The organism is Pseudomonas rhizosphaerae (genome assembly GCF_000761155.1).
GTDB lineage: Bacteria > Pseudomonadota > Gammaproteobacteria > Pseudomonadales > Pseudomonadaceae > Aquipseudomonas > Aquipseudomonas rhizosphaerae.
This window is the reverse complement of sequence record NZ_CP009533.1, coordinates 3,731,836-3,754,001: the sequence shown is the minus strand read 5'-3', so window position 1 is coordinate 3,754,001 and position 22,166 is coordinate 3,731,836. Positions and strand designations below refer to the sequence as shown.

Genomic DNA, 22,166 nt, shown 5'->3' with positions numbered 1-22,166 from the left:
TCCTGCTGCAAAGTCGCCAAACCGGCAAATTTTAATGGATCTGCGGTCGCGGCACAGCGTGACCAGCGGTGCTAAAATGCGCGGCCATTTCGTCAGTGACTCCCGTCATGTCCCGACTCAACCCCCGGCAGCAAGAAGCCGTGAACTATGTCGGCGGCCCTCTTTTGGTGCTCGCCGGTGCCGGTTCCGGCAAGACCAGCGTGATCACCCGCAAGATCGCCCATCTGATCCAGAACTGCGGCATCCGTGCCCAGTACATCGTCGCCATGACCTTCACCAACAAGGCGGCGCGGGAGATGAAAGAGCGCGTCGGCAGCCTGCTGCGCGGCGGCGAAGGGCGCGGCCTGACCGTCTCGACCTTCCACAACCTGGGCCTCAACGTCATTCGCAAGGAACACACGCGACTGGGCTTCAAGCCGGGCTTCTCGATCTTCGACGAAGCCGACGTGAAAGCATTGATGACCGACATCATGCAAAAAGAGTACTCGGGCGAGGACGGCGTCGACGAGATCAAGAACATGATCGGCGCCTGGAAGAACGACCTGGTGCTGCCGCCCGAAGCCCTGGAAAACGCGCGCAACCCCAAGGAACAGACCGCCGCCATCGTCTACACCCACTATCAACGCACGCTGCGCGCGTTCAATGCGGTGGACTTCGACGACCTCATCCTGCTGCCGGTGAAGCTGTTCCAGGAACACCCGGACATCCTCGAGAAGTGGCAGAACAAGGTGCGTTACCTGCTGGTGGACGAGTACCAGGACACCAACGCCAGCCAGTACCTGCTGGTGAAGCTGCTGATCGGTACGCGCAACCAGTTCACCGTGGTCGGCGACGACGACCAGTCCATCTACGCCTGGCGTGGTGCGCGGCCGGAAAACCTGATGCTGCTCAAGGACGACTACCCGTCGCTGAAGGTGGTCATGCTGGAGCAGAACTACCGCTCCACCAGCCGCATCCTGCGCTGCGCCAACGTGCTCATCTCGAACAACCCGCATGCCTTCGAGAAGCAGCTGTGGAGCGAGATGGGTCACGGCGATGAAATCCGCGTGATCCGTTGCCGCAACGAAGATGCCGAAGCCGAACGGGTGGCCGTCGAGATTCTCAGCCTGCACCTGCGCACCGACCGGCCCTACAGCGATTTCGCCATCCTCTATCGCGGCAACTACCAGGCCAAGCTCATCGAGCTCAAGCTACAGCACCACCAGATTCCCTATCGGTTGAGCGGCGGCAACAGCTTCTTCGGGCGTCAGGAAGTGAAAGACCTGATGGCCTATTTCCGCCTGATCGTGAACCCGGACGACGACAACGCTTTCCTGCGGGTGATCAACGTGCCACGCCGGGAAATCGGCTCCACGACCCTGGAAAAACTCGGCAACTATGCCACCGAGCGCAAGATCTCGATGTACGCGGCCACCGACGAGATCGGCCTGGGCGAGCATCTGGACGCACGCTTCACCGACCGCCTGGGCCGCTTCAAGCGCTACATGGACAAGGTTCGCGAGCAGTGCGCCGGCGAAGACCCGATCGGTGCGCTGCGTAGCATGGTCATGGACATCGACTACGAGCAGTGGCTGCGCACCAACAGCTCCAGCGAGAAGGCCGCCGACTACCGCATGAGCAACGTGTGGTTCCTGGTCGAGGCGTTGAAGAACACCTTGGAGAAAGACGAAGACGGTGCCATGACGGTCGAGGAAGCCATCGGCAAGCTGGTGCTGCGCGACATGCTCGAACGCCAGCAGGAAGAAGAGGACGGCGCCGAGGGCGTGCAGATGATGACCCTGCACGCGTCCAAGGGCCTGGAATTCCCCTACGTGTTCATCATGGGCATGGAAGAGGAAATCCTCCCGCACCGCTCCAGCATCGAGGCCGACACCATCGAAGAAGAGCGCCGCCTGGCCTACGTGGGAATCACCCGCGCGCGGCAGACCCTGGCCTTCACTTTCGCCGCCAAGCGCAAGCAGTACGGCGAGATCATCGATTGTGCGCCCAGCCGCTTTCTGGACGAGCTGCCGCCCGACGACCTGGCCTGGGAAGGCAACGACGACACGCCCACGGAAGTCAAAGCCGTGCGCGGCAATACCGCATTGGCCGATATCCGCGCCATGCTCAAACGCTGAATTCAACCCTGCCCGGGCCATAGCCGGCCCGCGCACATTGGTACATCGAGGAACCACCGTGGAAGCTCTGCACAAAAAGATTCGCGAAGAAGGCATCGTGCTTTCCGATCAGGTATTGAAGGTCGATGCCTTTCTCAACCACCAGATCGATCCGCTCTTGATGCAGCAGATCGGCGACGAGTTCGCCCGCCGGTTCGCCGATGCCGGGATCACCAAGATCGTCACCATCGAGGCTTCGGGCATCGCCCCGGCGGTGATGGCCGGGCTGCGCCTGGGCGTACCGGTGATTTTCGCGCGCAAGCATCAGTCGCTGACGCTGACGGAAAACCTGCTGGTGGCCTCGGTGTATTCGTTCACCAAGCAGACAGAGAGCACGGTGGCCATCTCGCCACGTCATTTGAACAGCAACGATACCGTGCTGGTGATCGACGATTTTCTCGCCAATGGCAAGGCCTCGCAGGCGTTGATTTCGATCATCAACCAGGCCGGTGCCAAACTGGCCGGGCTGGGTATCGTCATCGAGAAATCCTTCCAGGGCGGCCGCGCCGAACTCGATGCGCAAGGCTATCGCGTGGAATCCCTGGCCCGCGTGCAGTCGCTGGCCAACGGCGTCGTGACCTTCATGGAGTGACCCGCTCCTGGAACATGGGGTTTTCGGTTTCCTGCAGGGCGGCCAGTACCAGGCGCTGGTAGAGCTCCTCGCGCAACCCCTGTGGCTGATCCAGCCCCATGCGCTGCAGGTGCAGGGGGTAGCGGCTGGCCTCGGGAGCTTCCATGGCCGCCTTGCCCAGCTCGAGGAGCTCGCTGAGCTTGAACTTGCTCTTGAGCCAGTTCAGCGCGCGCAGCAGGTCCTTCTCCTCGTCGGTGAAGTCGCACCCCAGCGGGTACTCCGGAAACAGCGACGCGTGTCGATTGCGGATCGCCTCCAGACGCTCGCTGGTGTTGTTGGCAAAGCGCGGATCGAGCACGAAATCCTTGTTCAACTTCCCTGCGCGCTGAGCCTCGGCGATCAGGCTGGGCTGAAAGCGCGAATCGCTGATGTTGATCATCGCCTCGATCACCTCGGCATCGCTACGCCCGCGTAACTGGGCGATGCCGTACTCGGTCACGACGATGTCGCGCAGGTGTCGGGGGATCGTGCAGTGGCCGTAATCCCACAGCACATTGGAGCTGATGACGCCCGCCGATTCGCGCCAGCTGCGCAGGATCAGGACCGAACGCGCATCCTCCAGCGCGTGCCCCTGGACAACGAAGTTGTATTGCCCACCAACCCCACTGATGACCCGCCCGTCTTCAAGCTGGTCCGACACTGCCGCGCCCATGACGGTGGCCGTGAACACGGTATTGATGAAGCGCGCATCGCGCCGTTGCAGACGTTTGAGCGGCTCGTCGCCATACAACTCGTTGATGTAGCTGATCGCGGTCATGTCGAACTGCGCAAGGCTGGCCGAGGGCAGCTCGCGCAGGCGCTGATAGAAACTGTTCGGGCCAAGGAAGAAACCGCCGTGCACCACCACCCCATCCCGGTCCTCCGCGGTTTGCAGCACGCCAGCGTTGGCCGCAGCCTGGCGGGCCACGTCCGGATACACCTTACGGCGTATCACCCCCGCCTCGGCCAGGGCCAGCAAACCGTTGACGAACATTTCGCTGCAGCCATACAGACCGGTGGCAAAGGGCTCCACCCCGCCTTCGGCCTGGATCAACGCCTGCCAGGGCGACAGGTCGAGCTCATCGAGCAGCGCCCGGTAACCGGCGTTGTCGGCCTGGCGCGCAAGCAAGGCGGCGCTCAAGGCATCACCCATTGCACCGATACCGATCTGCAGCGTGCCGCCGTCGCGCACCAGGGTGCTGGCGTGCAGACCGATGAAATGGTCTTGCACACCCACCGGCATGTTCGGTGTGGAAAACAGCGTCGATTGCTCAGGGGTATCGATCAGCAGATCGAATGCCGCGCTGTCGATCTCGGCACTGCCCGGCATGAACGGCAGTGCTTCATGGACCTGGCCCAGCATCAGAATGGTCTCGCCCGCAGCGCGACGCTTTTCGATCATCGGCAGCAGGTCCAGGGTGATGTCCGGGTTGCAGCTCAGGCTCAGGCGCTCGGCATCTTCAGGGTTCTGGCTGACCAACTGCGCCACCAGGTTCAACCCCTTGGCATTGATGTCGCGGGCGGCATGGCTGTAGTTGCTGCTGATGTAGCTCTGCTGCGCCGTGGTGCTGCCCAACAGGCTGCCCGGCTGCATGAAGAATTGCTGCACACTGACGTTCGCGGGCAGCTCATCACTGCGCAGGTCGGCGAGAAAGTCGAACTCGGGGTAATCGCCGAAAACCCGCTCCACGAACGGTTCCAGCAACCGTTTCTGCAGGCCATCGCCCAGCGGTGGGCGGCCCAGCACCAGTGCGGTGTAGATCGTCAGGCGGCGTTCGGGCAGGCCCTTGATGCGGGCATACAGCGCATTGACGAAGCGGTTGGGCTTGCCCAGGCCCAGTGGCATGCCCATGTGGATATGCGTGGGCAAACGCTGCAATACCTGGTCCACGGCCGCTTCGATTGAACATCGGTGCACCATGCTCTGGCCTCCTGACCTGTTATTTGCAGGTTGGACCGCTATCCTGTTGTGATCGTTGCACACCCACCGCTTGCGCCGGCCGGGTGAGAGACCCAATCAAGATTACTCAGGAATACCCGATGACGCTCGAACTTCGTCTTGCCGCCCGTACCGACGCCGCGGCGATCTCCCGCCTGCTGGTTGCCAACTCGGCCGCCAACGGCGGAACCCTGTATGGCGACTGGTCCGAGGCCGTGGTGCGCACGTGGATCGAAATAGGTACGCCCATCGTTGTCGCGATCGACGGCGAACAGGTAAAAGGCGTGCTGTTCAGCGCCGAAAATGCTGACGGAGCCGCTGCGCCCGTCAAGGCCATGTTCGCCGCCTGCCCCGCCATTGACGATGCCTACGCCTATGGCCCTATCTGCGTAGATGCCTCGATGCGCGGCCAGGGCCTGCCCAAGGCTCTCTACACAAAGCTGTGTGATTACATGGGGGAGCGCCGCGGACTGCTGTTCATCAACCGCAGCAACGTCGGCTCACTGAAGGCTCATCAAAAAATGGGCATGGACGTCGTCGCGCAATTCCAGCTCGGCGAACAGCTGTTCGACGTGCTGCAAACGCCTGCAGGCTGATCCCAGCAGGCGGAAGGCTCAGAAGTTTGCCGGCGTGGCGGCACTGATCAAGCGGGCGGGCCTGTCGAACGGATTGCGAAAACGATGGGGCTTGCTGCTTTCGAAATAGTAGCTGTCGCCCTCTTCGAGCACGTAGGTGTCCTGGCCAACCACCAGCTCCAGACGCCCTTCCACCAGGATGCCGGTCTCCTCGCCTTCATGCATGAGCATTTCCATGCCCGTGTCGGCACCGGGCGGATAGACCTCGCTGAGAAAGGCGATGGCCCGGCTGGGATGGGCCTTGCCGACCAGTTTCATGGTCACCGCGCCGTCGGAGATATCGATCAGCTCGTCCGCTTTATAGACGACTTGGGTAGGACGCTCGGCCTGCAGTTCTTCGGAAAAGAACTCCACCATGGACATCGGAATCCCGCCCAGCACCTTGCGCAGCGAGCTGATCGAGGGGCTGACGCTGTTCTTCTCGATCATGGAAATGGTGCTGTTGGTGACGCCCGCCCGTTTGGCGAGTTCACGCTGGGACAAACCCTTGAGTTTGCGAATGGCTTGCAGTCGTTCGCCGACGTCCAATGCTTAAGCCTCCTGGAATGCTGTGCAGTTCATGATGGCCCGTATCATGGCAACAGCGTTCAGGATTTACAACACGTGGGCGGGCAATGCCTTGGCCAGGCGTGGCGCGGCCAGGCGGTTCGCCTAGACGTACTGCAACGGCACGCGGCGCAGGTTGCAGAAGATCTGATAGGCGATGGTGCCTGCCGTCTGGGCGACGTCGCTGGCCAGCACCTGCTTGCCCCACAGCTCGACCGTACTGCCGACGCCCGCCTGGGGCACGTCGGTCAAGTCGACATTGAGCATGTCCATCGACACCCGCCCCGCCAGCACGGTACGTACCCCGTCGACCAGCACCGGCGTGCCATTGGGCGCCAGGCGCGGGTAACCATCGGCATAACCCATGGCCACTACACCGATCCGGCTGGGCCGCTGGGTGACGAAGCGCGCGCCGTAGCCCACGGCCTCCCCGGCGGGCAGTTCGCGGACGCTGATGACCTTGGATTGCAGGGTCATCACCGGCTGCAACGGCGCACTGGCGGCGGTGTCGGTTTCAAACGGCGTGGCCCCGTACAGCATGATGCCGGGGCGCACCCAGTCGCTGGGGATCTGCGGCCAGCCAAGCACGGCCGGGGAATTGCGCAGGCTGATCTCGGCGCTCAGCCCCTGGCGGGCGGCGTCGAACACCGCCAGCTGCTCGGTACTGCTGGGGCAGTCCAGCTCGTCGGCGCGGGCGAAGTGGCTCATCAGCACGATCTTGGCCACCTTGCCGCTGGCCAGCAGACGTTGATAGGCAACCTGGTAATCCTTGGGATGCAGACCCACGCGGTGCATGCCCGAATCGAGCTTCAGCCAGACCTGCAACGGTTGGCTCAAGCGCGCTTGCTCGATGGCCTCGAGCTGCCATAGCGAATGCACCACGCACCACAGGCCGTGCTCGACGATCAGCGGCAATTCGCTGGCTTCGAAAAAACCTTCGAGCAGCAACACTGGCGCGGTGATACCCGCCGCACGCAGCTGCAGGGCTTCCTCGATGCAGGCCACGGCAAACCCGTCCGCCTCGCCTTCCAGCGCCTGGGCGCAACGCACTGCACCGTGCCCGTAGGCATCGGCCTTGACCACGGCCAACGCCTTCGCCCCACTCATCTGGCGTGCCAGTCGATAGTTGTGGCGCAAGGCGGAGAGGTCGATCACGGCGCGGGCTGGACGCATGGCGGGCTTCTTTTGCAAAGTTTGAAGGGTAAAAAGTTGCAAGGACCGCCGCGCAGGGCGGCGATCCTGGACCAACAGTTACGAATGCGCCGGCGCCGACTGACCCTGGCGGACCGTTTCGTGTGGCTGTCCGTAGCGCGATATGTCCAGGCCGGCGGCGCTGATCTGCGGCTTTTTACGCGCGATCAGGTCGGCAAGCAAGCGTCCCGAACCGCATGCCATGGTCCAGCCCAAAGTACCGTGACCGGTATTGAGGAACAAGTTCTTGAACGGCGTGGCACCGACGATCGGCGTGCCGTCCGGGGTGGTCGGCCGCAACCCGGTCCAGAAGCTGGCCTGAGTCAGATCACCACCCTGCGGGTAGAGGTCATTGACGATCATTTCCAGGGTTTCGCGACGACGTGGATTCAGGCTCAGGTCGAAACCGGCGATCTCGGCCATGCCACCGACGCGGATGCGGTTGTCGAAACGGGTGATCGCCACCTTGTAGCTCTCGTCGAGAATGGTCGAGGTTGGCGCCATCGCCGCATTGGTGATCGGCACGGTCAGCGAGTAGCCCTTGAGCGGGTATACCGGCGCCTTGATGCCCAATGGCTTGAGCAGCTGCGGCGAATAGCTGCCCAGTGCCAGCACGTAGCGGTCGGCGGTTTCCAGCTTGCCGTCGATCCAGACACCGTTGATGCGATCGCCGGCGAAGTCCAGACGTTCGATGGCCTGGCCGAAGCGGAACTGCACGCCCAGGTCCCTGGCCATCTGCGCCAGGCGGGTGGTGAACATCTGGCAGTCGCCGGTCTGGTCGTTGGGCAGGCGCAGGGCACCGGCCAGAATGCCGGTCACCGACGCCAGGGCCGGCTCGACGCGGGCGATGCCTTCGCGGTCGAGCAGCTCGTAGGGCACGCCGGACTGCTCCAGCACAGCGATGTCCTTGGCCGCGTTGTCCAGTTGCGCCTGGGTGCGGAACAGCTGGGTGGTGCCCAGGGTCCGGCCTTCATAGGCGATGCCGGTCTCGGCGCGCAGCTCGTCGAGGCAGTCGCGGCTGTACTCGGACAGGCGCACCATGCGCTCCTTGTTCACCGCATAACGGCTGGCGGTGCAGTTGCGCAGCATCTGCGCCATCCACAGGTACTGGTCGACATCGCCGGTCAGCTTGATCGCCAGCGGGGAGTGACGCTCCAGCAGCCATTTGATCGCCTTGAGCGGCACACCCGGCGCGGCCCAGGGCGAGGCATAGCCCGGCGACACCTGCCCGGCATTGGCGAAGCTGGTTTCCATGGCGACGGCCGGCTGGCGATCGACCACGGTCACGTCCATGCCTTGCCGAGCCAGATAATAGGCACTGACGGTGCCGATCACACCACTACCGAGTACCAGAACGCGCATGTGTGTCGCCCTCATCGCGGAAATCCGCTGACGTAAGATGTTAGGTCCGAAGATGTGGGCAGTATAAAAAGGTCCAGCCAGTGCTTTTCACTGTATGCAAGGCTATATTTGGCGACAATTCTCGGCCATCGACGCTTTAACGGAGGGGCATCGCCTGTGCGTACCCAGCATCAGAGCAAACGCGAACTCGACAAGATCGACCGCAACATCCTGCGCATATTGCAGGCCGACGGGCGCATGTCGTTCACCGAGCTGGGCGAGAAGGTCGGCCTGTCGACCACACCCTGCACCGAACGGGTCCGCCGCCTGGAACGCGAAGGCATCATCATGGGCTATTACGCCCGGCTCAATCCGCAACACTTGCGCGGCAGCCTGCTGGTGTTCGTCGAGATCAGCCTGGACTACAAGTCGGGCGACACCTTCGAGGAATTTCGCCGCGCGGTCCTCAAGCTGCCCCACGTGCTGGAGTGCCACCTGGTGTCGGGCGACTTCGACTATCTGGTCAAGGCCCGCATTTCCGAGATGGCCTCCTACCGCAAGCTGCTGGGCGACATCCTCCTGAAACTGCCCCATGTGCGCGAATCCAAGAGCTACATCGTCATGGAAGAGGTGAAGGAGAGCTTGAACCTGCCAGTGCCGGACTGAACCGCAGACGCTTCAAACCAGCACCTGGCGGGTACTGGCGATCAGCTTGTGCACCTGATGCTCCACGGCAGGGTCGATCAACTCCACCGGACGCCGTCCGTTGGGGCACGGCAGGGTCGGCGTGGTTCCGAACAGTCGGCAGATCAGCGGACGCTCTTCATACACCGTGCACCCCTGCGGCCCTAGATGCACACAGTCGAAACGCGCCAGCGCGGCCTCCTGTTCGGCAGCCGTCTTGCGCGGCAGGCGGGCCATTTCCTCGGACGAAGTGGTCACCGGCCCGCAGCAGTCATGGCATCCCGGCACGCATTCGAACGAAGGGATCTGCTCGCGCAGGAAGCGAAGCTTGTGGCTGTTGCAGCTCATGAAGGTCACCGGATGGACGAGGCGCCATTGTGCCGCGCGGTTGCCGCCGTGGGAAACCCCGGCTTATGCTGCGTCAAATTTTCCAAACACTTTTCCAAGCCCTCCAATCAGGATCACACCCATGAACGCTCGCGCCGAGCACGCCGCCTCGTACTACGCCGCCAGTCTGCATCGGCAGCCGGTATACCCGCCCCTGCTGGGTGAGGTCAGCGTCGACGTCTGCGTGGTAGGCGGCGGTTTCTCCGGGCTGAACACGGCGATCGAACTGGCCCAGCGCGGTTTCAGCGTGGCCCTGCTCGAGGCCCACCAGATTGGCTGGGGCGCCAGTGGGCGCAACGGCGGGCAATTGATTCGCGGCGTCGGCCATGATCTGGAGCAGTTTCGCAAGACCATCGGCGACGAGGGTGTGCGCGACCTGACCCTGATGGGGCTGGAAGCAGTCGAGATCGTCCGTCAGAGGGTCGACCAGCACCGTATCGAGTGCGACCTGACCTGGGGCTACTGCGACCTGGCCAACAAGCCGGCCCAGCTGCAGGGGTTCGTCGAAGACGCCGAAGCCCTGCGCAGCCTTGGCTACCGGCACGAACTGCAAGTGATCGAGGCGCAGGACATGCACAGCGTGGTCGGCTCGAATCGCTACCACGGCGGCCTGGTCGACATGGGCTCCGGCCACCTGCATCCGCTCAACCTGGCCCTGGGTGAGGCCGAAGTGGCCCGGCAGTTGGGTGTGCAGGTCTTCGAGCACTCGCGGGTGACGCGTATCGAATATGGCCCGCAAGTGCGCGTGCACACCGCTCAAGGCCAGGTGCGGGCACGCTTCCTGGTGCTGGGCTGCAACGCCTACCTGAACGATCTCAACCCGCAGTTGAGTGGCAAGGTGCTGCCGGCCGGCAGCTACATCATCGCCACCGAGCCGCTGAACCCCGAACAGGCGCGGCAGCTGCTGCCCCGCAACATGGCGGTGTGCGACCAGCGTGTAACGGTGGACTACTACCGACTGTCCGCCGACCGGCGCCTGTTGTTCGGCGGCGCCTGTCACTATTCGGGGCGCGATCCCAAGGACATCGCCGAATACATGCGGCCCAAGATGCTCGACGTGTTCCCGCAGCTGGCGAATGTGCGCATCGACTATCAATGGGGCGGCATGATTGGCATCGGTGCCAACCGTCTGCCGCAGATCGGCAGGCTCAAGGAGCAGCCCAACGTGTTCTATGCCCAGGCCTATTCCGGGCACGGGCTGAACGTGACGCACCTGGCCGGCAAGCTGCTCGGCGAAGCCATCAGCGGCCAGGCCAGCCGTGGCTTCGACCTGTTCGCCAAGGTGCCGCACATGACCTTTCCCGGCGGCCGCCACCTGCGCTCGCCCCTGCTGGCGCTGGGCATGCTCTGGCACCGGTTCAAGGAACTGGGCTAGACGCAGCGCCCAGCAGCGCCCCTACAGGCGCCAGAACGGCTTCATGCCCTCGCGGCGCGCCTGCTGCGCATCCAGACCGATGTCGCGCAGCTGGTCCTTGTCCAGTTCGAGCAAAGCGGGCCGTGTGCGCAAGTGATGCAGCATCAGCGCCCATCGCCCCAAATCCGCTGAGGCGCACCGGGCACGGGAGCGCACCTTCGGCTCTTCCAGCAGTTCTTCGTTGCGCAGCAGCAGACGTACATCGCTCAAGCCGTTCATGGCCGTTCTCCTTGAAGTGTTTGGACAGCAAGGCCATGGTGCCGCAGCCGACACCACTTAATACAGATTCAAAAATCGCTTATGTTTTTCATACAGATGGCTGACCAGTGCGTCTGAATGCTGTATTTTCCACGCATCTGTATGGTCATCAGTTCGAGCACGCCCATGACGCTGTACATGAACCTTGCCCAACTGCTCAGCCAGCGCATCGAGCAGGGTCTTTACCGTCCTGGCGATCGCCTGCCCTCGGTGCGCGCCCTGAGCATCGAGCACGGCGTCAGCCTGAGCACCGTGCAGCAAGCCTATCGACAGCTCGAAGACCATGGCTTGGCAGCGCCCCGGCCCAAGTCCGGTTACTTCGTGCCCACTGCCCGCGAGCTGCCAGCGTTGCCGGCGGTAGGCCGACCCATGCAGCGTCCCGTGGACATCTCGCAGTGGGACCAGGTCGTCGAGCTGATGCGCGCCGCGCCGCGCGACGACGTGGTGCAGCTGGGCCGCGGCATGCCCGATGTGAGCAGCCCGACCCTGCGGCCCTTGCTGCGCGAGCTGGCCCGCCTGAGTCGGCACCAGGCGATGCCAGGCCTCTACTACGACTCGCTGCATGGCACCCAGGCGCTGCGCGAACAGATCGCCCGATTACTGGTGGATGCTGGCTGCCAGCTAAGCATTGGCGAACTGGTCGTCACCACCGGCTGCCACGAGGCGCTGTCGGCCAGCGTGCGCGCCATCTGCGAACCCGGCGACATCGTTGCGGTGGACTCGCCCAGCTTCTTCGGCGCCATGCAGACCCTCAAGGGCCTGGGCATGAAAGCCCTGGAGATCCCCACCGACCCGCTGACCGGCATCAGCCTGCAAGCCCTGGAGCTGGCACTGGAACAATGGCCGATCAAGGCCATACAGTTGACGCCCAACTGCAACAACCCGCTGGGCTACGTCATGCCCGAAGCTCGCAAGCGCGCCTTGCTGACGCTTGCGCAACGCTTCGACGTGGCCATCATCGAGGACGATGTGTATGGCGACCTGGCCTTCAGCTATCCGCGTCCGCGCACCATCAAGTCGTTCGACGAAGACGGCCGCGTGCTGTTGTGCAGTTCGTTTTCCAAGACCCTGGCCCCCGGCCTGCGGATCGGCTTCGTGGCGCCGGGTCGCTACCTGGAGCGGGTGCTGCACATGAAGTACATCGGCACCGGCTCGACGGCCACGCAGCCGCAACTGGCCATCGCCGAATTCATCAAGGGTGGCCATTACGAACCGCACCTGCGCCGCATGCGTACGCAGTACCAGCGTAGCCGCGACCTGATGATCGACTGGGTCACCCGCTACTTTCCCGCGGGCACCCGCTGCAGCCGTCCGCAGGGTGGCTTCATGCTGTGGGTCGAACTGCCCGAAGGTTTCGATACCCTCAAGCTCAACCGCCTGCTGCTCGACCAGGGCGTGCAGATCGCCGTGGGCAGTATCTTTTCGGCTTCGGGCAAGTACCGTAATTGCCTGCGCATGAACTTCGCCAGCAAGCCTTCGCCCGAGATCGAGGCCGCGGTGCGCACGGTAGGAAGCTGCGCGCAGCAGTTGCTCATGGAAAATCCGCACCCTGACGCCGACCTTTGAGCCCATGCCAAGGTCGAACGGCACGCCCGCCTCCCCACCAGCTACCCCACAAGGATGATCGCTTTGCCCTGCCCCAGGCTGTTACCGCTGCTGTTGACCTTGATCCTGGCACTGCAAGGCTGTGCCAGCGTGAATGCGCCGCGCGAGTACAGCGAGATGCTACCGGCCGAGCAATCGGCCTTCGGCAGGTCGGTGCAGGCCCAAGTACAAGCCCACCGTGGCCAGTCGGGTTTCCGCCTGCTGTCGAGCAGTGACGAGGCGTTCCGCGCGCGCGCCGAGCTGATCCGCAATGCCCAGGTCAGCCTCGATCTGCAGTACTACATCGTGCATGACGGTTTCAGTACCCGGGCGCTGGTCGACGAGCTGCTCAAGGCTGCCGACCGCGGCGTGCGCGTGCGCATCCTGCTGGACGACACCACCAGCGATGGCCTGGACAAGACCATCGCCACCCTGGCGGCGCATCACAACATCCAGATCCGACTGTTCAACCCGACGCACTTAGGCCGTTCGACTGGCGTCACCCGCGCGATGGGTCGCCTGTTGCACCTGTCCCGGCAACACCGGCGCATGCACAACAAGTTGTGGCTGGCCGACAACAGCGTGGCCATCGTCGGCGGACGCAACCTGGGCGACGAATACTTCGACGCCGAGCCGGACATGAACTTCACTGACATCGATCTGCTCGGCTTTGGCCCGGTGGCCCAGCAGCTGGGCTACAGCTTCGACCAATACTGGAACAGTGCCCTGAGCCAGCCGATTGCCAACTTCCTGTTCACGGTGCCGACGGCCAAACACCTGGCTGCGTCGCGGGTGCGCCTGGAAAAGTCCCTGACCACCTCGCGGAGCCAGCACCATGCCCTCTACGAACGCCTGATGACCTACCAGAGTGCGCCGCAGCTGGACGTCTGGCGACGCCAGTTGATCTGGGCCTGGGGCCAGGCGCTGTGGGATGCGCCGACCAAGGTACTGGCCCGAGGCGAGCCCGACCCGCACCTGCTGTTGACCACGCAGCTCGCTCCGGAGCTGACCCAGGTCAAGCATGAACTGATGCTGATTTCCGCCTACTTCGTGCCCGGCGAAGCGGGCCGCGACTATCTCACCGGACGCGCCGACGCCGGCGTCGACGTCAGCCTGCTGACCAATTCCCTGGAAGCGACCGACGTACCGGCGGTGCACGGCGGCTACGTGCCCTACCGCAAGAACTTGCTCGAGCACGGAGTGAAGCTGTTCGAGCTGCGTCGCCAGCCGGGCGACGATGCCGGTGGCACGTTGAGCTTTAGCGGCAGTTCCGATTCAAGCCTGCACAGCAAGGCGATGATCTTCGACGAGCGCAAATCCTTCATCGGCTCGTTCAACTTCGACCCGCGTTCGGTGCTGTGGAACACCGAGGTGGGCGTGCTGGTCGACAGCCCGGAACTGGCGGCACAGATGCGCCACCTGGCCCATGAGGGTATGTCACCTGCGCGCAGCTATCAGGTGCGTCTGGAGAATGGCCAGGTAGTGTGGGACACCGAGGACCATCAGCAGATGCACACCCTGTACCGCGAACCGGGTGACTGGTGGCGTCGGCTGAATGCGTGGGCCAGTGAGGTGATCGGGCTGGAGAAGATGCTTTGACCCCCAACCCGACTGGCAGTGGATCAGAGCTTGATCCAGGTCGCCTTCAGTTCGGTGTATTTGTCGAACGCATGCAGTGACTTGTCACGGCCGTTGCCCGACTGCTTGAACCCACCGAACGGCGCGGTCATGTCGCCACCGTCGTACTGGTTGACCCACACGCTGCCTGCGCGCAGTGCCTTGGCGGTCAGGTGCGCCTTGGAGATGTCTGCGGTCCATACCGCCGCCGCCAGGCCATAGGCGCTGTCGTTGGCGATGCGTACGGCCTCCTCGGCGGTGTCGAAGGTGAGCACCGACAGCACGGGCCCGAAGATTTCTTCCTGGGCGATCTTCATGGCATTGGTCACGCCATCGAAAATGGTCGGTTCGACGTAGGTGCCACCGGTTTCTTCAAGGATGCGCTTGCCGCCCACCAGCAAGGTGGCGCCGCCTTCCTGACCGGCAGCGATGTACGACAGCACCGTGTTCATCTGCTGGGTATCCACCAGCGCACCGACATTGGTCGCCGGGTCCAGCGGGTTGCCCGGCTTCCAGGCCTTCAGCGCCTCGACCACCATCGGCAGGAAGCGCTCCTTGACCGAACGTTCCACCAGCAGGCGCGAACCGGCCGTGCAGACCTCGCCCTGGTTGAAGGCAATGGCACTGGCCGCCGAATCGGCCGCCGCCTGTAGGTCGGGTGCATCGGCGAACACGATGTTCGGGCTCTTGCCGCCCGCTTCCAGCCAGACGCGCTTCATGTTCGACTCGCCCGCGTAGATCATCAGTTGCTTGGCGATTCTGGTGGAACCTGTGAACACCACGGTGTCCACGTCCATGTGCAGGGCGAGCGCCTTGCCGACCGTGTGGCCATGGCCGGGCAGCACGTTGAGCACGCCTTTCGGGATGCCGGCTTCGATCGCCAGCTGCGCGATGCGAATGGCCGTCAGCGGGGATTTCTCCGACGGCTTGAGGATCACCGAGTTGCCCGTGGCCAGGGCCGGACCCAGCTTCCAGCAGGCCATCATCAGAGGGAAATTCCACGGCACCACTGCGGCCACCACGCCCACCGCTTCCCGGGTGACCAGCCCGAGCTGGTCGTGTGGGGTCGGGGCGACTTCGTCGTAGACCTTGTCGATGGCCTCGCCGCTCCAGGCCAAGGCATTGGCCGAGCCGGCCACGTCGATGTTCAGCGAATCACTGATCGGCTTGCCCATGTCCAGCGTTTCCAGGAGCGCCAGTTCCTCGGCATGCTCGCGCAGCAACCCGGCGAAACGAATCAGGGTGGCCTTGCGCTTGGCCGGCGCGGCTTTGGCCCAGACCCCGGAATCGAACGTGGCGCGGGCATTCTCGACCGCGCGCTGAGCGTCGGCAGCATCGCAGCTGGCCACCTGGGCCAACAGTCGACCGTCGACGGGGCTTACGCATTCGAAGGTCTGGCCCGACACGGCGTCGGTGTACTCGCCGTTGATGAACGCGCGCCCTTCGATCTTCAGCTGCTGGGCACGTTGCTCCCAGTCAGCGCGAGTCAGAGTGGTCATACGGATCTCCTGTGATTGAATGCAAAGCCCGGCCGTGCAAGGCTGAGCGGGGTGACATCGAACCACCCTAAACCACCGGCGCGCCGCATTTCAATATATTTGACACTCAGCGCACACAGGCCCACGGATGTGCGTTTTATCCAACAAGCGAGGGGTTTCCTGCATGAACATCACCAGCATCGTCGACTTTGCCCAACACAGCGTCACCCCGGAACGCTACCGGCCGGCGCCCGAAAAGATCCTCGGTGGCGACCCCGAACAGACGCTGTTCAACCACTATCAAAGTCCTTGCGGACAGATGAACGCGGGAGTCTGGGAAGGCCAAGTGGGGCAATGGAAGGTCAACTACACCGAGCACGAATACTGCGAGATCGTGCAGGGCGTTTCCGTACTGCGTGACGACCAAGGCAACGGCAAGACATTGCGCGCCGGCGACCGCTTCGTGATCCCCGCAGGCTTCACCGGCACCTGGGAGGTGCTGGAGGCGTGCCGCAAGATCTACGTGGTGTTCGAAGCCAAAGCTTGATGGGGCTTCCCTGTGGGAGCGGGTTCTACCCGCGAAGGCCTCCCCACGAGGTCAAAATCCACATAAAAAAAAGCCCGCATCTTTCGACGCGGGCCTTTTTCTGGTCGCCAAAATCAATTACTTGATTTTGCCTTCCTTGTACATCACGTGCTTGCGAACAACCGGATCAAATTTCTTGATCTCGATCTTGTCCGGGGTAGTACGCTTGTTCTTGTCGGTAGTGTAGAAGTGACCAGTACCGGCGCTCGAGATCAAACGAATCAATTCACGCATGATAAAGCTCCCTTAGATCTTGCCAGCTTTGCGGATTTCGGCCAGCACGACAGTGATGCCGCGCTTGTCGATGATACGCATGCCCTTGGCGGATACGCGCAGGCGAACAAAACGTTTCTCTTCTTCAACCCAGAAGCGGTGATGCTGCAGGTTCGGCAGGAAACGACGACGGGTTTTGTTGTTTGCGTGGGAAATGTTATTCCCAGTCACCGGACCCTTACCGGTAACTTGACAGACTCTCGACATGCCTCAGCCCTCTAAAACCACATGCCCAACCCGGCATGGGTTGGCCGCTTATCTCTCAGTCATTTGGCGCACGGCGCCGCGTTTCTTCAGGGTCTTACCCGCCTCACCGTAAAGGCAGAGGAACAGGGCCCTAGAAAAGAGCGCTGCTTTATACCAGAAACCCTGCGGCGCAACAACTCCAGATGCACAATCGGTGCGTCCAGCTGCGCAGGCATCGGCGCAGGCACAGCACTGGCGGGCGTGCTGCGGCATGACCACTCGTCGCGCAAAAAAACGATTTAGGGATAGTCAACGCTGCTCGACATCTCTAGGGTAGGACTTTTCTCCAGACTGCATAGGCAGATGGGCCCTCGACACGCCAAGGAAACACACCATGCGTCTTGCGACTTTGCCGTTCTTGCTTGCTCCCCTGTTTGCCTCTGCGCTGGTGCATGCCGCGCCGTTGACGGTCTGTACCGAGGCCAGCCCCGAAGGCTTCGACGTGGTGCAGTACAACTCGCTGACTACCACCAACGCGTCGGCCGATGTGCTGATGAACCGCCTGGTTGAATTCGATGCCAAGGCTGGCAAGGTCATTCCCAGCCTGGCGGACAGCTGGAGCGTGTCGGCCGATGGCCTGACCTACACGTTCAAGCTGCACCCCGGCGTCAAGTTTCACGGCACTTCGTACTTCAAGCCGGACCGCGAGCTGAACGCGCAGGACGTGCTGTTCAGCTTCCAGCGCATGCTCGACCCGGCCAACCCCTGGCACAAGGTCGCGCAGAGCGGCTTCCCGCATGCCCAGTCGATGCAGCTGCCTGGCCTGATCAAGAACATCGAGGCGCCTGATCCGCTGACCGTGCGGTTCACCCTGAATCATCCCGATGCAACGTTCCTGGCGACCCTGAGCATGGGCTTCGCCTCGATCTATTCGGCGCAATACGCCGATCAATTGATGAAAGCCGGCACTCCGGAAAAGCTCAACAGCCAGCCGATCGGCAGCGGCCCGTTCGTCTTCGTGCGTTTCGAGAAGGACGCCGTGGTGCGCTACAAGGCCAACCCGGACTACTTTGCCGGCAAGCCTGCAGTCGACCCGCTGCTGTTTGCCATCACCCCGGACGCCAACGTGCGCCTGCAGAAACTGCGCCGCAACGAGTGCCAGTTGACCCTGTCGCCCAAGCCACTGGACATCGCCGCAGCCGCCGACGACAAGAGCCTCCAGGTGATCAAGACCGAGGCTTTCATGACCGCGTTCCTGGCCATCAACAGCCAGCACCCACCCCTGGACAAGCCTGAAGTGCGCCAGGCCATCAACCTGGCCTTCGACAAGGACAGCTACCTCAAGGCCGTGTTCGAAGGCACCGCCGAGGCTGCCAATGGCCCGTACCCACCCAATACCTGGAGCTATGCGCGCGACTTGCCAGGCTACAAGCAGGATGCGGCCAAGGCCCGCGAGCTGCTCGCCAAGGCCGGCCTGAAGGACGGCTTCAACACCACCATCTGGACCCGCCCTTCCGGCAGCCTGCTCAACCCCAACCCCAGCCTGGGTGCGCAGTTGTTGCAGGCCGACCTGGCCAAGGTCGGCATCAAGGCCGAGATCCGCGTGATCGAATGGGGCGAACTGATCCGCCGCGCCAAGGCTGGCGAGCACGACCTGCTGTTCATGGGCTGGGCCGGCGACAACGGTGATCCGGACAACTTCCTCACACCGCAGTTTTCCTGTGCGGCCGTGCAGTCGGGGACCAACTTCGCGCGTTACTGCGACAAGGGCCTGGACAAGCTGATCAGTGACGGCAAGGCGGTAACCGACCAGGCTCAGCGCAGCAAGCTGTACCAGCAGGCCCAGGCTCTGATCCAGAAGCAGGCGCTGTGGCTGCCGCTGGCCCACCCGACAGCTGCGGTGCTGGCGCGAAAAGGTGTCGAGGGCTACACCGTCAGCCCGTTCGGCCGGCAGGATTTCTCCAGGGTGTCAGTCGAGAAATAGGCTGCCACTACCGGCCTCTTCGCGGGTAGAACCCGGTCCTTACATCCACCCGTGCTCGACCATCGACAGCGGCTCACCCTCGCCGATGATGATGTGATCGAGCACCCGCACATCCACCAGCGCCAGTGATTCCTTGAGGCGCTGGGTCAGCGAGCGATCGGCCTGGCTCGGGGTTGGATTCCCGGAAGGATGGTTGTGCGCCAGGATCAACGCCGCGGCGTTCAGGGCGATAGCCCGTTTGACCACTTCGCGCGGGTACACCGCCGCGCTGTCGATGGTGCCGCGAAACAGCACTTCGAAACCCAACGGCTGATGCTTGGTGTCGAGGAACAGGCAACCGAACACTTCCTGGCGCTCGTGGCGCAGCTTGGCCTTGAGGTAGCGGCGCACCGACTCCGGATCTTCCATGGCCGGCCCGCGGTTCAACCGCTCGGCCATGTAGCGGCGGTTCATCTCGATGGAGGCCTGCAGCTGGGCGTATTTGGCAGGGCCCATGCCGAAATGCTGGCTGAAGGTTTTCTGGTCGGCCTCGAGCAGGGCGCGCAGGCCGCCGAAGCGGATCAGCAGGTTGCGCGCGACGTCCACGGCGCTGTGCCCGGCCACGCCGGTGCGCAGGAATATCGCCAGCAGCTCGCCATCGGAAAGACTACCCGGACCATGCGCCAGCAGGCGCTCACGCGGACGCTCGGCCTCGGGCCAATCACGAATACTCATCCCCACTCCCTGTCTGTGTGCCTCGCTGTTCCATAGCGAGCGCTGTGCTATCTTAACGCAACTTTTTGCACGGCGACCCGGCCCCGGGAGGCGGTTTCACCGTGGTGTTATTACCAGATGATAAAGGCAGGCCTATGCAGCGGCTGTATCGAAAACGCATCATTCTGGGCGTCGGCGGCGGCATTGCCGCCTACAAGAGCGCCGAGCTGGTACGTAGGCTTCTGGAGCAAGGCGCCGAAGTGCGCGTGGTAATGACCAAGGGCGGCAGCGAGTTCATCACGCCGCTGACCCTGCAGGCGCTTTCCGGCCACCCGGTGCACATGGACCTGCTCGACCCGGCGGCCGAAGCTGCGATGGGCCATATCGACCTGGCCAAATGGGCCGATCTGGTGCTCATCGCCCCGGCCACCGCGGACCTGATGGCACGCCTGGCCCAGGGCCTGGCCAACGACCTGCTGACCACGCTGGTACTGGCCACCGACGCCACCGTGGCCATCGCCCCGGCCATGAACCAGGCCATGTGGCGCGACCCGGCCACCCAGGACAACCTGCACCTGCTGCGCAGCCGCGGCCTGAAGGTCTTCGGCCCAGCTGCCGGCAGCCAGGCCTGTGGCGACATCGGCCTGGGCCGCATGCTCGAAGCCACCGAACTGGCACTGTGCGCGGCCGAATGCTTCGAGCACCTGGCACTGACCGGCAAGCACGTGCTGATCACCGCCGGGCCGACCCAGGAAAACATCGATCCGGTGCGCTACATCACCAATCACAGCTCCGGCAAGATGGGCTTTGCCCTGGCCGAAGCGGCCGTCGAGGCCGGTGCGCGCGTCACCTTGATCTGCGGCCCGGTGCATCTGCCCACGCCCGATCGTGTCACCCGTATCGACGTGGTCAGCGCGCGCGACATGCTCGCCGCCTGCGAGGCTGGCATGCCCTGCGACGTGTTCATCGCGTCCGCCGCCGTGGCCGACTACCGCCCAGAGGTGGTGGCTGCGCAAAAGCTCAAGAAAGACCCCAGCAGTGGCGACGGCCTGCTGCTGCGGATGGTGCGCAACCCGGACATCCTGGCGACCATCGCCGGTCGCGCCGACCGCCCGTTCAGCGTGGGCTTCGCCGCCGAGACCGAACACCTGCTCGACTACGCCGCGCGCAAGCTCAAGGACAAGAACCTGGACTTGATCGTGGCCAACGACGTCGCCAACCCCAGCATCGGTTTCAACAGCGAAGAAAACGCCTGCAGCGTGATCGACCGCCAGTTGCAGACCACTGCTTTCGCCCAGACCAGCAAAGGCAAGATCGCCCGCCAGCTGGTTTCCTTCATTGCCAAGCGCCTCGACCAGGTTTAACGACACCCATGCACGCCCTTCAAGCCAAGATTCTCGACCCACGCCTGGGCCGGGATTTCCCACTGCCCCACTACGCCACACCTGGCTCCGCGGGCCTGGACCTGCGCGCCATGCTGCAGCAGGACACCCTGCTGGCACCAGGGCAAACCCTGCTGATCCCCACCGGTCTGTCGATCTACATCGGCGATCCGGACCTGGCGGCGATGATCCTGCCGCGCTCGGGCCTGGGCCACAAGCACGGCATCGTGCTCGGCAACCTGGTCGGCCTGATCGACTCCGATTACCAGGGTGAACTGATGGTCTCGTGCTGGAACCGTGGCGATAGCGCGTTCACCCTGACGGTGGGCGAACGCATCGCCCAGCTGGTGCTGGTGCCGGTGGTGCAGGCCCATTTCGAACTCGTCGAAAGCTTCGACGAGAGCCAGCGCGGGACCGGCGGTTTCGGTCACTCCGGCACCCAGTAAACGGCCATGCAGACCCGGCGCCCTGGCGATACCAGGCTGCTCCCAAGCGTTCAATGCGGAGATGACAGGTGAAAGGATTTCCTCGCAATGCCAAGACGGCCGAAAACGGCCAGGCGTCGAACGCGCGGTCTGGTGCCGGCAGTCAAGCATTGCTGATCGCCATTGCCGGGGTGCTCGCCGCCCTGCTCCTGATCTGGTTTCTGGTCGTTGCACCGCTGGCCAGCCGGGCCTTCCAGAATGCCGAAGCGAGCGCCGCCGCGCCTTTCATCGCAGGCTTGGACGCCGTGATCGCGCGCCAGTCAGGCGTGACGACTACCCTGGCGCACTCACCTGCGCTGGGTGCCGCGCTGGTTAGCCAGGACCCTGCGGTTATCGCTCAGGCCGCCGGTGCGGTGCCTTTGATTGGCGGCTTGCAAGGCGTGCGCCTGAATTTGCCAGGCCAGGCCAAGGTCGACCAGCAGGGCGCTGCGCCGATCAATTTCGCCGTGCTGGACATGATCAGCCGCGCCGAACGCGGTGTCGCCACGCCGCCGGAAGCCTACAAGGTCAACGGACGCTGGTGGATCTACAACGTCGCGACCGTCCAGCAGAGTTCGACATCGCCCGTGCTGGGCACGCTGGTGCTGGCCTTCGAGATGCAGCCGCTGACCCAGGCCCTGGCGTTGCCCGACGCCGAGTTCGGCCAGCTGCGCCTGCAGCAGAGCGTGCTGGGCAGCCCACCGCAGGTGCTGGCCGAGCAAGGCAGCAACGCTTCGGCCACCCGCTATCCGTATCCG

General features: G+C 63.5%; 21 protein-coding genes. 11 read left to right on the top strand and 10 right to left on the bottom strand.

Annotated features, from left to right (window positions below; genetic code table 11):
• Positions 1-107 precede the first annotated feature (107 nt).
• Complete coding sequence (gene rep / locus LT40_RS16630; RefSeq protein WP_043192209.1) at positions 108-2,117, top strand: DNA helicase Rep; 2,010 nt, start codon at positions 108-110, stop codon at positions 2,115-2,117.
• Between the two features lie 58 nt (positions 2,118-2,175).
• Positions 2,176-2,748 (top strand): xanthine phosphoribosyltransferase, encoded by a 573-nt coding sequence (locus LT40_RS16625; RefSeq protein ID WP_043192208.1) that lies wholly within the window; start codon positions 2,176-2,178, stop codon positions 2,746-2,748.
• Here the strand turns inward: LT40_RS16625 and LT40_RS16620 are convergent.
• Positions 2,738-4,687: an acetyl-CoA hydrolase/transferase C-terminal domain-containing protein gene (locus LT40_RS16620; RefSeq protein ID WP_043192207.1), complete on the bottom strand. Its 1,950-nt coding sequence runs from the start codon at positions 4,685-4,687 to the stop codon at positions 2,738-2,740. The two genes, LT40_RS16625 and LT40_RS16620, sit on opposite strands and share 11 nt — an antisense overlap.
• A 119-nt stretch (positions 4,688-4,806) precedes the next feature.
• Between LT40_RS16620 and LT40_RS16615 the strand changes: the two genes are divergently transcribed.
• Positions 4,807-5,301: a GNAT family N-acetyltransferase gene (locus tag LT40_RS16615; RefSeq protein ID WP_043192206.1), complete on the top strand. Its 495-nt coding sequence runs from the start codon at positions 4,807-4,809 to the stop codon at positions 5,299-5,301.
• Between the two features lie 18 nt (positions 5,302-5,319).
• Here LT40_RS16615 and LT40_RS16610 read toward each other — a convergent pair whose 3' ends face one another.
• The 3 genes from LT40_RS16610 to dadA form a co-directional block, all read right to left on the bottom strand.
• Complete coding sequence (locus LT40_RS16610; protein ID WP_043192205.1) at positions 5,320-5,868, bottom strand: cupin domain-containing protein; 549 nt, start codon at positions 5,866-5,868, stop codon at positions 5,320-5,322.
• A gap of 123 nt (positions 5,869-5,991) precedes the next feature.
• Positions 5,992-7,059: an alanine racemase gene (alr, locus tag LT40_RS16605; protein ID WP_043192204.1), complete on the bottom strand. Its 1,068-nt coding sequence runs from the start codon at positions 7,057-7,059 to the stop codon at positions 5,992-5,994.
• A 78-nt stretch (positions 7,060-7,137) separates the two neighbouring features.
• Complete coding sequence (dadA, locus tag LT40_RS16600; RefSeq protein WP_043192203.1) at positions 7,138-8,439, bottom strand: D-amino acid dehydrogenase; 1,302 nt, start codon at positions 8,437-8,439, stop codon at positions 7,138-7,140.
• A gap of 156 nt (positions 8,440-8,595) precedes the next feature.
• On the opposite strand from dadA, the gene LT40_RS16595 reads away from it, so the two are divergent.
• Positions 8,596-9,084 carry an Lrp/AsnC ligand binding domain-containing protein gene (locus LT40_RS16595; RefSeq protein ID WP_043192202.1) on the top strand — a complete coding sequence of 163 codons (489 nt, stop codon included), beginning with the start codon at positions 8,596-8,598 and terminating at the stop codon, positions 9,082-9,084.
• Between the two features lie 12 nt (positions 9,085-9,096).
• Here LT40_RS16595 and LT40_RS16590 read toward each other — a convergent pair whose 3' ends face one another.
• Positions 9,097-9,450: a YkgJ family cysteine cluster protein gene (locus LT40_RS16590; protein WP_043192201.1), complete on the bottom strand. Its 354-nt coding sequence runs from the start codon at positions 9,448-9,450 to the stop codon at positions 9,097-9,099.
• A gap of 121 nt (positions 9,451-9,571) precedes the next feature.
• On the opposite strand from LT40_RS16590, the gene LT40_RS16585 reads away from it, so the two are divergent.
• Positions 9,572-10,864, top strand: a complete 1,293-nt coding sequence (locus LT40_RS16585) for an NAD(P)/FAD-dependent oxidoreductase (RefSeq protein ID WP_043192200.1) — start codon at positions 9,572-9,574, stop codon at positions 10,862-10,864.
• Positions 10,865-10,885: 21 nt separating this feature from the next.
• On the opposite strand, the gene LT40_RS16580 is transcribed toward LT40_RS16585, so the two are convergent.
• Positions 10,886-11,122, bottom strand: a complete 237-nt coding sequence (locus LT40_RS16580) for a DUF1127 domain-containing protein (protein WP_043192199.1) — start codon at positions 11,120-11,122, stop codon at positions 10,886-10,888.
• Positions 11,123-11,287: 165 nt separating this feature from the next.
• On the opposite strand from LT40_RS16580, the gene LT40_RS16575 reads away from it, so the two are divergent.
• Together LT40_RS16575 and LT40_RS16570 are read left to right on the top strand one after the other, a co-directional pair.
• Complete coding sequence (locus LT40_RS16575; protein WP_043193777.1) at positions 11,288-12,727, top strand: aminotransferase-like domain-containing protein; 1,440 nt, start codon at positions 11,288-11,290, stop codon at positions 12,725-12,727.
• Between the two features lie 54 nt (positions 12,728-12,781).
• Positions 12,782-14,344, top strand: a complete 1,563-nt coding sequence (locus LT40_RS16570) for a phospholipase D family protein (protein WP_043192198.1) — start codon at positions 12,782-12,784, stop codon at positions 14,342-14,344.
• 23 nt (positions 14,345-14,367) lie between these two features.
• Here LT40_RS16570 and LT40_RS16565 read toward each other — a convergent pair whose 3' ends face one another.
• Entirely contained in the window at positions 14,368-15,861 is a 1,494-nt protein-coding gene (locus tag LT40_RS16565) for an aldehyde dehydrogenase (protein ID WP_043192197.1), read from the bottom strand.
• A 163-nt stretch (positions 15,862-16,024) separates the two neighbouring features.
• On the opposite strand from LT40_RS16565, the gene LT40_RS16560 reads away from it, so the two are divergent.
• Positions 16,025-16,387 (top strand): cupin domain-containing protein, encoded by a 363-nt coding sequence (locus LT40_RS16560; protein WP_043192196.1) that lies wholly within the window; start codon positions 16,025-16,027, stop codon positions 16,385-16,387.
• A 117-nt stretch (positions 16,388-16,504) separates the two neighbouring features.
• On the opposite strand, the gene rpmG is transcribed toward LT40_RS16560, so the two are convergent.
• Both rpmG and rpmB read right to left on the bottom strand, forming a co-directional pair.
• On the bottom strand, positions 16,505-16,660 hold the full coding sequence (gene rpmG / locus LT40_RS16555) for a 50S ribosomal protein L33 (RefSeq protein ID WP_022960960.1): 156 nt from the start codon (positions 16,658-16,660) through the stop codon (positions 16,505-16,507).
• A 12-nt stretch (positions 16,661-16,672) separates the two neighbouring features.
• Positions 16,673-16,906, bottom strand: coding sequence for a 50S ribosomal protein L28 (gene rpmB / locus LT40_RS16550; protein WP_007894701.1), 234 nt, complete (start codon positions 16,904-16,906; stop codon positions 16,673-16,675).
• 373 nt (positions 16,907-17,279) lie between these two features.
• Between rpmB and LT40_RS16545 the strand changes: the two genes are divergently transcribed.
• Entirely contained in the window at positions 17,280-18,869 is a 1,590-nt protein-coding gene (locus LT40_RS16545; protein ID WP_043192195.1) for an ABC transporter substrate-binding protein, read from the top strand.
• A gap of 39 nt (positions 18,870-18,908) precedes the next feature.
• Here the strand turns inward: LT40_RS16545 and radC are convergent, their stop codons facing one another.
• Entirely contained in the window at positions 18,909-19,583 is a 675-nt protein-coding gene (radC, locus tag LT40_RS16540; RefSeq protein ID WP_043192194.1) for a RadC family protein, read from the bottom strand.
• A gap of 134 nt (positions 19,584-19,717) precedes the next feature.
• Here radC and coaBC point away from each other — a divergent pair, with 134 nt between their 5' ends.
• Together coaBC and dut are read left to right on the top strand one after the other, a co-directional pair.
• Positions 19,718-20,926, top strand: coding sequence for a bifunctional phosphopantothenoylcysteine decarboxylase/phosphopantothenate--cysteine ligase CoaBC (coaBC, locus tag LT40_RS16535; RefSeq protein WP_043192193.1), 1,209 nt, complete (start codon positions 19,718-19,720; stop codon positions 20,924-20,926).
• A gap of 8 nt (positions 20,927-20,934) precedes the next feature.
• Positions 20,935-21,390: a dUTP diphosphatase gene (dut, locus tag LT40_RS16530; RefSeq protein ID WP_043192192.1), complete on the top strand. Its 456-nt coding sequence runs from the start codon at positions 20,935-20,937 to the stop codon at positions 21,388-21,390.
• Positions 21,391-22,166: the final 776 nt, after the last annotated feature.